The organism is Streptomyces lancefieldiae (assembly GCF_031845825.1).
GTDB classification, from domain to species: Bacteria; Actinomycetota; Actinomycetes; order Streptomycetales; family Streptomycetaceae; genus Streptomyces; species Streptomyces lancefieldiae.
Genome location: NZ_JAVRFH010000102.1, coordinates 1 through 10,899 on the forward strand (window position 1 = coordinate 1; position 10,899 = coordinate 10,899).

General features: G+C 67.4%; 12 protein-coding genes and 4 pseudogenes. 12 read left to right on the plus strand and 4 right to left on the minus strand.

Annotated elements, in window-relative coordinates; all coding sequences use genetic code 11:
- Together RM812_RS39335 and RM812_RS39340 are read right to left on the minus strand one after the other, a co-directional pair.
- Window positions 1-199 (minus strand): annotated as a pseudogene (locus tag RM812_RS39335) (hypothetical protein); the annotation flags it as partial.
- Between the two features lie 37 nt (window positions 200-236).
- On the minus strand, window positions 237-935 hold the full coding sequence (locus tag RM812_RS39340; protein WP_311585331.1) for an SsgA family sporulation/cell division regulator: 699 nt from the start codon (window positions 933-935) through the stop codon (window positions 237-239).
- 62 nt (window positions 936-997) lie between these two features.
- On the opposite strand from RM812_RS39340, the gene RM812_RS39345 reads away from it, so the two are divergent.
- From RM812_RS39345 to RM812_RS39380, 8 genes and pseudogenes are all read left to right on the plus strand, one after another.
- Window positions 998-1,111 (plus strand): alpha/beta fold hydrolase, encoded by a 114-nt coding sequence (locus tag RM812_RS39345; RefSeq protein ID WP_311585334.1) that lies wholly within the window; start codon window positions 998-1,000, stop codon window positions 1,109-1,111.
- Between the two features lie 326 nt (window positions 1,112-1,437).
- Complete coding sequence (locus RM812_RS39350) at window positions 1,438-2,082, plus strand: alpha/beta fold hydrolase (RefSeq protein WP_311585336.1); 645 nt, start codon at window positions 1,438-1,440, stop codon at window positions 2,080-2,082.
- On the plus strand, window positions 2,079-2,477 hold the full coding sequence (locus RM812_RS39355) for a hypothetical protein (RefSeq protein WP_311585355.1): 399 nt from the start codon (window positions 2,079-2,081) through the stop codon (window positions 2,475-2,477). Before RM812_RS39350 ends, RM812_RS39355 begins: the two co-directional genes overlap by 4 nt.
- A pseudogene (locus RM812_RS39360) lies at window positions 2,465-3,090 on the plus strand (fumarylacetoacetate hydrolase family protein). The gene RM812_RS39355 and the pseudogene RM812_RS39360 overlap by 13 nt, the downstream one beginning before the upstream one ends.
- A 58-nt stretch (window positions 3,091-3,148) precedes the next feature.
- Window positions 3,149-4,111, plus strand: coding sequence for an SMP-30/gluconolactonase/LRE family protein (locus RM812_RS39365; RefSeq protein WP_311585338.1), 963 nt, complete (start codon window positions 3,149-3,151; stop codon window positions 4,109-4,111).
- A 52-nt stretch (window positions 4,112-4,163) separates the two neighbouring features.
- A complete protein-coding gene (locus tag RM812_RS39370; RefSeq protein WP_311585340.1) occupies window positions 4,164-4,688 on the plus strand; it encodes a MaoC family dehydratase in 525 nt (174 codons plus the stop codon).
- On the plus strand, window positions 4,685-5,353 hold the full coding sequence (locus RM812_RS39375) for a DUF4232 domain-containing protein (protein WP_311585342.1): 669 nt from the start codon (window positions 4,685-4,687) through the stop codon (window positions 5,351-5,353). The genes RM812_RS39370 and RM812_RS39375 overlap by 4 nt, the downstream gene beginning before the upstream one ends.
- A 438-nt stretch (window positions 5,354-5,791) precedes the next feature.
- Complete coding sequence (locus tag RM812_RS39380; RefSeq protein ID WP_311585344.1) at window positions 5,792-5,971, plus strand: hypothetical protein; 180 nt, start codon at window positions 5,792-5,794, stop codon at window positions 5,969-5,971.
- On the opposite strand, the gene RM812_RS39385 is transcribed toward RM812_RS39380, so the two are convergent.
- Complete coding sequence (locus tag RM812_RS39385; RefSeq protein WP_311585347.1) at window positions 5,952-6,170, minus strand: alpha/beta fold hydrolase; 219 nt, start codon at window positions 6,168-6,170, stop codon at window positions 5,952-5,954. The two genes, RM812_RS39380 and RM812_RS39385, sit on opposite strands and share 20 nt — an antisense overlap.
- Window positions 6,171-6,332: 162 nt before the next feature.
- Window positions 6,333-6,764 carry a MarR family winged helix-turn-helix transcriptional regulator gene (locus RM812_RS39390; RefSeq protein ID WP_311585349.1) on the minus strand — a complete coding sequence of 144 codons (432 nt, stop codon included), beginning with the start codon at window positions 6,762-6,764 and terminating at the stop codon, window positions 6,333-6,335.
- Between the two features lie 190 nt (window positions 6,765-6,954).
- On the opposite strand from RM812_RS39390, the gene RM812_RS39395 reads away from it, so the two are divergent.
- The 4 genes and pseudogenes from RM812_RS39395 to RM812_RS39410 all read left to right on the plus strand — a co-directional run.
- Window positions 6,955-7,776 carry an SDR family NAD(P)-dependent oxidoreductase gene (locus RM812_RS39395; RefSeq protein WP_311585351.1) on the plus strand — a complete coding sequence of 274 codons (822 nt, stop codon included), beginning with the start codon at window positions 6,955-6,957 and terminating at the stop codon, window positions 7,774-7,776.
- A gap of 87 nt (window positions 7,777-7,863) precedes the next feature.
- Window positions 7,864-9,093 carry an NADH:flavin oxidoreductase/NADH oxidase family protein gene (locus RM812_RS39400; protein ID WP_311585353.1) on the plus strand — a complete coding sequence of 410 codons (1,230 nt, stop codon included), beginning with the start codon at window positions 7,864-7,866 and terminating at the stop codon, window positions 9,091-9,093.
- 179 nt (window positions 9,094-9,272) lie between these two features.
- Window positions 9,273-9,925, plus strand: a pseudogene (locus RM812_RS39405) (IS6 family transposase).
- Between the two features lie 77 nt (window positions 9,926-10,002).
- A pseudogene (locus tag RM812_RS39410) lies at window positions 10,003-10,230 on the plus strand (TetR family transcriptional regulator); the annotation flags it as partial.
- Window positions 10,231-10,899 lie beyond the last annotated feature (669 nt).

Genomic DNA, 10,899 nt, shown 5'->3' on the forward strand with positions numbered 1-10,899 from the left:
CGTCGAGCCCGACCTCCTCCGCCTTCAGCGCGATGGCGACCATGGCCTTGATGCGCTCACGCTCGGTCGGCGTACGCCCCGTGGTCGGGTCCGGCGTGACGTCGCCGACGGTGAAGATGCCGAACTGGGTACTCGGTGCTGTGTATTCCTGAGGCACTGGAATTCTCCAATAAACGGTTACGCGGGGTGTGATATTCATGGCCGTTCAGGTCGGTGCGGGAGAGCTGCCGGACGGCTCAGAGGTGATGACTACGTCCCATAAGTGCGGTGATGGCGCCGTCGATGTCCAGGTAATCTGCCTCAGTTCCGGCAGGCACCAGACTGAGCGTTTTTCGAAGGAACGCAGCCACTTCCGCAGCGACCAGCTTAACCAGAGCCGTACCGTGTCTGTTGTTCAGAACGATGCGCATGGAGTGCGGGTGGTGGCTGCACCTGGGAAGGACCAGCACATCACCGGGGCCGGTAGGGCGCCTTAGTCCCTCGGTGAGCAGCTCGCGGGCGAAGGACCAGGTAACGGGGGGTCCTGCCGATGGGCCTATGGACAACGTAACGGCATAAGGGTTATCGACTCCGTAGTGCAGCTTCGTCGCCAAGGGCAAAGGCATGCTATTCAAGGCGCTTACGTGTGCCGTCATTGTGTACGCGATGGCACCGAAACGCTTTTCCATGGAGCCCCCAAATGGCTGTAGCTGCATAATGCTCGCCCCTGACTCTAAGGTCAGCCGTCGAGGGAAACTTGTCGTGGAACGCACGGGGCTTGGCCCAGGGAGGTACTCCTGCCTGGTTGAGGCCCATGAGTCGCGAGCGCCGAGACCACGAGGCCGCCCGGACCCGTCAGACTGGAGAGGATGACGGATTGCCACCGCGCGGCCCCAGGACGTCGCCCAGGAGCAGGAAGACGCCGACAAGCTCATCGACTGCCCCGTACTGGCCATATGGGGGAGAGGACTTCAGCGCCGCCGGAGGGGCCTACGACGTCCTCCACGTGTGGAAAGGCATGGCCCGCGATGTCCGCGGGGTGCCGATCACTCAGTGCGGACACCTGTGCCAGGAAGAGCGACCGGACGTCGTCAACCGAGAGCTGCTGGACTTCCTCGCTGACTGGAACTGACCCCACAGCCGAACGTACAGCAGGTCAGGTGCCGCCGGGACCCACCGCACAGCCCAATGCATGGGCGCGCTCAGGCTATGACCAGGGCATCGACGGACCAGCAACACCCGCCCGCCGGCCATAGAGTTTCATACACACCGCCGGTACCCAGCTCGAAACGCGTCCGGCCGCCGCCGGCGCGAACCGCGAACAAGGCACTCATGGCCCGGCCATGCCGCCCAGGCGGGCCAACCAGCGCCCGGGCCCAGGAAGCGGATGACTCATCACCGCTCCTCATCAAGTGCCGTACCGCATGCAAGGCATCCCACCCACTCAGGAGATTTCCCGTGCCTCGTTCCGCCAAGCCCACAGTCGTCCTTGTCCACGGAGCATTCGCCGACGCCGCCAGCTACGCGCAGGTGATCCCCCGGCTCATCGCCCGCGGCTTCGACGTGGTCGCGCCGGCCGTCCCGAACCGCAGCCTCGTCGGGGACGCCGCCTACGTCGCCTCTGTCATCCGGCAGACACCCGGCCCCGTCGTCCTGGTGGGCCACTCCTACGGCGGCGCCGTCATCGTTCCGCGCGCTCCGGACACTGACAGCCCCAGCCCGACGGCGGACGGCCACGCGGCCCGGTCTTTCGGCCGCGCGGCGGCCCTCGTTTTTCCGGCTCGCCTCGCCATGGGCACCGTCGGCCGACTACCTGCAACGGATTGGAGAGCGACATGGCATTCAAGACCGTGGCCCTGGAACGGCTCACCCACACGGCGCTTCTGTTCTTCCCCGACCTGGCTGCTGCCGCCGCGGCAGTCCCGCTGGACCAACCCTGCCCGAAGCAGTCGTCGAGGTCTCCCAACGCGCCGGACGGCCGGTGTGGATACCACCGGACCTGGGAGGATCGTGCTGCGCGACGATCTGGCACTCCAAGGGGTACGACACCGGCAACACCGTCATGGCGAACCGCACCGTCGAACGAGCCTGGGTGTGGAGTGACAACGGGTGCCTGCCTCATCGTCGACGCGAAGCTCACCATGGTCGACTCCGTCGTTTGGGCCGCCACCGAACTCCTGCCGCAGCTCGGGGTAACCGAACCGGTGGACAGCGCAATCCTCCACCCCACCTGCTCCATGAGGCACCTGAAGGACGTCGAACAGCTACAGGCCGTCGCCGCCTTCATCGCGCGAGACGTCACCGTGCCCCTCTACGCCGAGTGCTGCGGCTTCGCCGGCGACCGGGGACTGCTCCACAAGGAACTGACCGAGGCGGCGACCGCACACGATCGGAGTTCCGTGCCCGGGCCGCCCAGGCTGACCTTTCCGGGGGAGTACCCATCGACGCAGCAGCACTGGGCGCGCCCGCGCCGGCCCCTCGTCAGTTGCTGGCTGTAGGTCTCAACTACCGGGACCACGTCACCGAGGCAGGCTTCACCACACCTGAAGGCATACCTCCGGTGTTCACCAAGTTCGCGACCGCCCTTACGGGCCCAGTGACCGAGGTGACGCTGCCGCGAGGTGGCCGCACCGACTGGGAGGTGGAACTGGTCGTGGTCACCGGTCAGGAGGCTCGGCACGTGGTCGAAACCGAGGCCTGAAGCCATGTCGCAGGGCTGACGGCCGGACAGGACATCTCCGAGCGTGTCTTGCAAATAGCGGGCCCAGCCCCCCAGTTCAGCCTCGGCAAGTCCTGCCCGGGCTTCGCGCCGACGGGCACCGTGCTCGTTACTCCGGACGAGTTCGACAACCCCGACGACCTCGAGCTGACCTCTCCGTCAACGGCGAACAGCTGCAGCGCGGGCGCACCCGTCAACTGATCTCCTCTGCGCCGGCCCTCATCGCCAAGCTGTCCGCCGTCCTGCCACTGCTGCCAGGCGACGTCATCTTCACCGGCACACCGGCCGGCGTCGGCCTCGGCCGGGTACCACAACGCTGGCTCGCCTCCGGCGACGAGCTCAGCAGCTCCACAAGCGGGATCGGTGAACTGCGCCAGCGGTTCGTCGCCTGATCCCTGCTCACGCCCTCTGAACCGTGCAACCGAAGAAGAGAAAGCAGGAAGAAAACGCATGCCGAAGCTCCTGTCGAAGACGCACACCGGCCTCCTTGCCTCCGCCCTGGCGGCCGCCCTTGCCATGACTGCGACCACAGCGAACGCCGCCCCCAGAGCAGACGTGCGCTTCGTGGCACACCTGGACATCACAGGCGGACAGAGGCCCGAGAACATCACCCTGGAACCCGGCGACAGCGCCGTCGTCACCTTCGCGTACAGCCGCCAGATCGCGCGCATCAGCCCCACCGGCAAGGTGCGCATCCTTGCCACCCTGCCCGAGCCCCCGGCTGGCTCCATGACCCCCGCCCTCTCCTCCCCGTTCCTCGGCGGGATCGTCCGCACCCACGACGGAACCCTGTACTTCCTCTACGCCACGGGAAGCAGCGATCTGACCGGCCTGTGGCGCCTGCGCCCGGGCGGCGCCCCGCAGCGCATCGCCGCACTCCCCGCCGACGGCCTGCCCAACGGCCTGGCCATCGACCAGCACGAACACCAGCTGTACATCGCCGACTCAGTCCTCGGTGCCGTCTGGCGCGTGCCGGTCAGCGGGGGCGCCCCCACCCGGTGGGCCACTACGCCCGAACTGGCCGCCGACGGATTCCTCGGCGCCAATGGCATCAAGATCCACCGTGGCGCGGTCTGGGTGTCCAACCTCGACAAGGGAACCGTGCTCCGGATCCCGGTCTCCCGACACGGTAAGGCCGGGCCAGTCCAGACCCGCGCCTCCGGCTTGGTCAACATCGACGACTTCGCCTTCATCGGCCACGGCGACGCGCTCCTGGCAGCAATCAACGCGGACAACGAGATCGCCCTGGTCAAGGCCGGCGGTCAGCACAAGGTGGTGCTCGCAGGCGTTGACGGCCTGGAGAACCCGACCTCGCTCGCCGTACGGGGCACCACCGCCTACATCGCAAGCGGCGCCTACTTCACCAACAACGACCCCAACCTTCTCGCTGCTCGCATTACCCCAGGCAAGTGAGCCGGCCCGAGTCGCCCACCCGAGACCGCCACCCTCACGCAAGGACACCTCTATGACACAGCCCTCCACGGACCCGCCGATCCTCGTACCAGCCGGGTTCACACCCGAGAACTTCGAGGTCGTTCCTGCCCGCACCTTCGAGGATCTGCGCATTGGCGAAATCTTCCGTGCGCCCAGCCGCACCCTGACCGACGCACACGCTGCAGCCTTCCAGACGGTCTCCGCGGACAACCACCCGGTGCACTACGACGCCGAGTGGGCGCGCAGGCACGGCCACTCCGCACCAGTCGTCCACGGCCTGCAGGTCCTGGCCTTCACCGCCCCCGGAGCCACCCTGTTTCCGCACTTCATCGGCGAGGTGTTCATCAGGTTTCTCGAGCTCTCCTGCACCTTCCTCGACGAAGTGCACTCCGGCGACACCCTGTATCCGGAACTCACCATCACCGAACTGGAACGACGAGGCGACGACGGTGTCGTGGTGACGGCCGCGACCATCCACAACCAGCGCGGCGAGCTCGTGCTGTCCGGGCAGCACAAGTATCTGCTGCGGCGCCAGCAAGCAAGGACAGCAACATGAAACACCACAAGCTCCTGCCCGGTGCTGTCCTTTGTTGCGCCGTACTGGGCGGATGCACGGGGCCGAGTACGGACAGCACTGCGGGACACCCTCCGACGGCGTCCAGCTCACCGGCGCCGGCCGCGACCGTCACTGTCACGAGACCGGCCGAAGCGGGTACCCCCAGCGCATCCGGCGACCCTGCCCCACACACGTCCCTGATCACCAAGGACACGCCATCGGTCCCTGCTCAGCCGGACATAGGACATCCCTGCCACACATCCGCACTGAGGGCGTCCGTCGGAGCGAACCGCCCCGGCGCAGGCCGGTCGAACTTCGCAGTCGTCCTCACCAACCACTCGGTCCACACCTGTACGCTGCGCGGCTTTCCTGGACTGGCGTTCGTCAACGGCAAAGGCGAAGCCGTCACCCCCGACCCCGAACGAGCCATGGGCCAGGAGCAGCCATCCGTGACGCTCCCACCCGGCGCCAGCGCCTGGTCGGCGATGACATACACCAATCCAGCTGTCACCGGTGTCACCACCGTGACACCCACAGATCTGCTCATCACGCCACCCGGCGAGGCGGCTTGGCTCTCGGTGCGCTGGGCCGGAGGCGGAGTATCCAACACAGGCAAAGCGTCAGTGCCCCAGGTGAGCCCATTGCGAGCGGGTGACGGTACCTGAACCAGCGCTCCCACACGTCGCCAAGGTGAAGCGGCACCCGCACCGCGGCGGCCAGGCGCGTCCCCCTCTGCCTGCCCTGCCACTTGGTGCACGGCAGGCAGAGCCACACCCACAGACACTGCACCAACTTGCTGTCACAGCCCGAGAGCGGCGCACGACGTCGGGCCGTTGACAGTTGCCACGGACACGTCGCGAGTCTGCGGTCCGTCATAGCGTTCGGCAAGAAGCCGCGAAGGCAAGGACTCACTGATTGCCCATCAGGTGTGTCAAGGGCCTGCGGTAGCGGACGGTGACCGTGTTATGCCGCTGCGAGACCGCGTTGAGGTGGCGCGACGGTGAAGGTCCGCTGGTCGCGTATGAGGGCCCACAACACGTCGGGGCGGCACCGGGCGAGGGCGAGGGCGAGGAGGGCCTGCGGAGTTCCTGGGCGCCTCGGAGGTGCTGCCGCAGCCGTTCCGGCTGGACTTCGAGCACATGGGCGGGCAGTCCTGGCACGTCCCGGACTACCTGGCAGTGTTCGGCGGCGGCATGTGGCTGCTGGACGTACGCCCGATGGAACTGATCAAAGACGACGACGCGGTCAACTTGACCCGGCCCTTTAGGGCCGGGTCAAGTTGACGAGGGCCAGCACATCGTCGGCGTCGCTGTGAGGCCGGTCCGGCGTCGGCGTCTCACCGAAGCCCCGAAGACCACAGCGCACCAGCCGGTAACCGGCGTCCAACAAGGCCGGCCACTGGGCATCCCACATCCGCCGGTCACGCACCCCGGAATGCACCAGCACCAGCACAGGACCGTCTCCGGCCGCCATGCCGGTCACAGCACTGGCTGTAGCGGGTTGCCAATGCCATCCGAGCAGCTCGGGTCGAGGGCTGGACACCCCAGAAACCCGGATACCCCTTCGTGCTCGACCAGCCGCCGGGGTTAACCCCTGCCGGCAGACCGGCGAGTCCATGTGCTGCGTCTTGAAGTCTGCCGAATCTCACGCCGGACCTGCCGTCGGTTCGAGCACCTTCCCCAGGAGACTGACCAGCTTGAGCAGGTCGTCGGCGTCCAGTCGGGCAAACGGGCTCAGGGCCAGTGTTGCCTCGATCAGCGCAGAACGTACCCGTCGGCCCTCCTCCGTCAGAGCTGCGACGCGTGAACGGCGGTCGGCGGGGTCGGCGGAACGTTCGACGAGTCCCCGGCCGGTGAGCTGATTCATGACGAAGCTGAGGTTGGGCGCGTTGCAGTACAGCCGGCCGGCCAGTTCCTTCATCGAGGGCGGCGCCTCGGCCGGGTCGATCGCCCAGAGTGCCTGAGCGGTTGCCTGCGTCAGACCGTGTTCGGCCAGGACGGTCTCGATCCGGTCGCTGGTCTGCATGAAGATCTCATGGTTTGCCACCACCGCTGCCTCAAGGGTGCTTCGCGTCATGGCCTCATCCTAGCCTTTTACTTCGAGTCTCGAAGTGTTATGTTTCTTCGAGACTCGAAGTAATTGGTCCTCGTCCCCGCTGTGGACACGAGGCCGTCCCCAGAGCGGGACGCTCCCCGCGTCCCGTCCTTCCCGAGGCCCGTCCACTCTGACGCGGCCCGGCGCCCAGCCGAACAGGAAGCACGCACTCATGCACGACTACACGAACACCACCGCCGTGGTCACCGGCGCTTCGAAGGGACTGGGCGAGGCTTACGCACGGGAACTCGCCTCCCGAGGCGCACACCTCATCCTTGTCGCCCGCTCGGCCGACGCGCTCAACACCCTTGCCGGGCAGATCCGGAAGGCCCATTCCGTCCGAGTCGACGTGATCGCCGCAGACCTCTCGGACCGGCGGTCCCCGCAGACGGTGGTCAACGCCATCGAGAAACTCGGCCTGGACGTGGACCTCCTGGTCAACAACGCCGGGACGGGGTCGGTGGGGCCCTTCCTCGGCCGTCCCCTCGAACCCAACTACCAGTCCGTCGACGTGAACGTCACCGCGCTGATCGGCCTGGTCCACCTCCTGGGCGCCGACATGGTCGAACGCGGCCGCGGCGGCATCATCAACGTCGCCTCCACCGCCGCCTTCCAGCCCATGCCGTACCAGGCCAGTTACGCCGCCACCAAAGCATTCGTGCTCTCGTTCACCGAGGCGCTCGCCGAGGAGGTCCGAGGTACCGGCGTGCGCGTGATGGCGGCCCACCCGGGAGCCACCGACACCGGATTCTTCGACCGTACGACCGCGTCCATGGACCCGAAGACCACGGACACCCCCGCCGGCGTCGCTGCCGGAACACTCGACGACTTCGCACGCGGCCGGTCCGTCTCCTTCCCCGGACGCGCCTCCAACCGCGCTGGAACCTGGGCATCGCGCCTGCTTCCCCGAACCACGGTCGCCCGCATCACCGGCAACCTCAACCGCAAGGCCGGATTCGACGACGTGAGCGACCTCGACCCCGCCACCTCGTGATGCCACAACCTGCGGCGCGAAGACGAACAACGGCGCCGACAGCCCACCGAGGCCGCCCCCCCCAGAGCCGACGTCACGGGAGAAGAGATGACCACGCTGAATGAGCCGCTGCACCTGAGCAACGGCGCTCCGCTGCCCAACAGGATCGCGAAGGCCGCGATGGAAGAGTTGCTCGCCGCGCCAGGCCAGCTGCCCGGTGACGAACTCCTCACGCTCTACCGCCGTTGGGCCGCGGGAGGCGCCGGGCTCCTGATCACCGGACACGTCATGATCGACGGCAGAGCAGTTGCCCAGCCTGGCGACGTCGTCCTGGAACAAGACACGCCGCTGGAGCCGTTCCAGCGCTGGGCGGCGGCCGGTAAATCGGCAGGCGGACAGATGTGGATGCAGATCAACCACCCTGGGCGCGTCATCCCCAAAGACCTCGCCGGCACCACCTGGGCCCCCTCCGCAGTGCCGATCGATGCCGGCGGCTTCTCCAGCATGTACCCGACACCCCAGCCGATGACCGCCCAGGAGATCGACGAGACGGTGGAACGCTTCGCCGTGACCGCGCAGCGGGCCCAGCAGGCCGGCTTCGACGGAGTCGAGATCCACGCCGCCCACGGCTACCTCCTCTCCCAGTTCCTCTCTCCCCTCGCGAACCGGCGCGACGACCGCTGGGGCGGTAGCCTGCACAACCGCGCCCGCCTGCTGCTCGATGTCATGGGCGCGGTCCGCGAGCGCGTCGGCACGGGCTTCTCCGTGGGAGTGAAACTGAACTCGGCGGACTTCCAGCGCGGCGGATTCGACACCGACGACGCACGTGACGTGATCAAGATGCTCGCCGATGTGGGGGCTGACCTGGTCGAGCTGTCCGGCGGCAGCATCGAGAGCCTGGCCACGGCGGGCTTCCCCGCGGACGGCCGCACCCTTGCCCGCGAGGCGTACTTCCTTGAACTAGCCGAGCGGCTCGTCGCCACCTCGCCGCTACCACTGCTGCTGACCGGAGGGATCCGGCGACGCGCAGTCGCCCAACAGGTGATCGACTCCGGAGTCGCCATGGTCGGCCTGGCCACGGCGCTGGCGATCGACCCCACTCTGCCGGGACAGTGGCTTGCCGGCGGTGATGCGCAGGCCCGCCCGCCCCGCACCCGCTTTCGGAACAAAACGCTGGCAGCCGCGGCCGTCCAGGCCGTCACGTCGCGGCAGCTCGCCCGCCTGGGTGCAGGCAAGCCGTCGAAGACGCCCTACTCTCCGGCCGTCGCCCTCCTCCTCGAACGGCTCGTCCGCGCCCGGTGCCGGCGCACCTATCTGAAATGGCATACGGCCGCCTGAGGCCGGACAGGATCGGGTCGGCCCAGCGTACGAAAATCCAATCAGCAAGGGGGCGCTGACACGCTGGCTGTTGGCGTGGGGTGATCTCCGGGCTCCTCATGCTGGATGAACCGTACGTGGAGAACACGCCGCCGTCGTGCAAAGGGCACCGGTACCCGGTCGAGGTCATCTCCCACTGACTGTGGCTGTATCGCAGCTTCCCGCTCAGCTTCCGCGAGGTCGAGGAGCTGATGCTTGAGCGTGGGATCGTCGTCTCCTATGAGACGATCCGCCGCTGGTGCGCCAAGTTTGGGCAGGCTTACGCAAACGCGCTGCGCCGCCGGCAGCCTCAGTCCGGGGACAAGTGGCACTTGGACGAGGTCTTCATCAAGATCAACGGGCGGTTGCAGTACCGGTGGCGGGCCGTCGACCAAGACGGGAGCGTCCTCGGTATCCTCGTGCAGAACCGGCGGGACAAGGCTGCGGCCGAGCGCTTCTTCCGCCGTCTTCTCGCCAAGTCCCGCATGGTGCCCAGGGTGATCGTCACCGACAAGCTCCGCTCCTACGGCGCGGCACCGCGAGGTCATGCCCTCCGTCGAGCACTGGCAGTCGAAGTATCTGAGCAACCGGGCCGAGAACAGCCACCAGCCCACCAGGCAACGCGACGCGATGAAGGGCTTCCCGCAGCGTCGGCGCAGCCCAGCGGTTCCTGTCTGCCTTCAGCGGCATCTCGCCCCCCTTCCGCCCCCGACGGCACCTGACGAACGCCCCCGACCACCGCACCGAGATGACTCTCCGCTTCGCGACCTGGGACCAGATCACCGGCACCGTCGGACAGCCCACCGCAGCTTGAACCAGGACTGAAGGCTTGGGCCAGCCACACCCTGGCCCCACGTCAGATACCACGCGCCCAACAACGTGACAGCGCCGCGCGACGCCCTCAAGAGCGTCGGTCTCGCGGTCGCCATGACAGCCGCGCTCATCGCCCGCGGCATCCCCGAGCCGACCGCGCACCTCGCGGGCGAGCTGGGAGTCCTCGCGTTCAAGCGGGGATACGCCCAGTGGTCTGAAGGCGATCGTGATGACACGGAAGGGCACGCGTCACACGCACTGGCAGCTCTGGAAGACCTGCGTGCGGCAACCGCATCGCTGAGTTGATCCATGCCGCTCGGCTGTCGGCGCCATGGGCACTGCGGCGCCCGTCGACTGCCTCCGAGACGCCCTGCTCTTCCTGACAGACCTCCAAGCCAATCGCTGACAGAGGACCTACTGCGCAGACAGTCACCCAGGACCAGCGTGAGCACCCCGAGAACCGGTCACGCCAGCCCTTTGACCTGTGATTTCAAGTTGGCGGAGGCCCAGTGGCGCGCGCCGGGTGGACGCGGTGCGGTGGAGTGGGCACGGGTGGATGCGCGGACCCAGGCCCGTCGATGGATACTCGTGCCGGCCGGCGGCCAAGGACCATGGCGTAGCTCACCGGGCAGGTCCGGCTCCGGCGGGATACCGGGTTCGGCTGCGCCCACGACCGGCCCCCGCCTACGACCCGTCAGCAGGTTGCTGCTCTAGCTGTACTGCCCAGCCAGGTTGGTCGAGTTTGTGTGACGACACGCTCTGAATCTGTAGGACGGCGAAGGCCTCCGGTTGTGGAGTGGAGCTGTCGAGGAACCGCTCCGCCAACCAGGAGGCCTTCGTGTCTCACGCTAACCTCGCCGTTTCACTTGGGTACGCCTGACTTTGGGGCGGAAACGCGAAAGTGCCTTCCTGACCTGGGACGATGAACCTTGCTGAGGGGTTCTGTCGGTCCAGGCGGAGGGCACTTTCTACGTG

Coding starts and splice junctions, on each gene's coding strand:
- RM812_RS39345 (WP_311585334.1), top strand. CDS start 998: ATGGCCCGCGATGTCCGCGGGGTGCCGATCACTCAGTGCGGACACCTG.
- RM812_RS39365 (WP_311585338.1), top strand. CDS start 3,149: ATGCCGAAGCTCCTGTCGAAGACGCACACCGGCCTCCTTGCCTCCGCC.
- RM812_RS39370 (WP_311585340.1), top strand. CDS start 4,164: ATGACACAGCCCTCCACGGACCCGCCGATCCTCGTACCAGCCGGGTTC.
- RM812_RS39400 (WP_311585353.1), top strand. CDS start 7,864: ATGACCACGCTGAATGAGCCGCTGCACCTGAGCAACGGCGCTCCGCTG.
- RM812_RS39390 (WP_311585349.1), bottom strand. CDS start 6,764: ATGACGCGAAGCACCCTTGAGGCAGCGGTGGTGGCAAACCATGAGATC.
- RM812_RS39340 (WP_311585331.1), bottom strand. CDS start 935: ATGGCCAGTACGGGGCAGTCGATGAGCTTGTCGGCGTCTTCCTGCTCC.
- RM812_RS39395 (WP_311585351.1), top strand. CDS start 6,955: ATGCACGACTACACGAACACCACCGCCGTGGTCACCGGCGCTTCGAAG.
- RM812_RS39375 (WP_311585342.1), top strand. CDS start 4,685: ATGAAACACCACAAGCTCCTGCCCGGTGCTGTCCTTTGTTGCGCCGTA.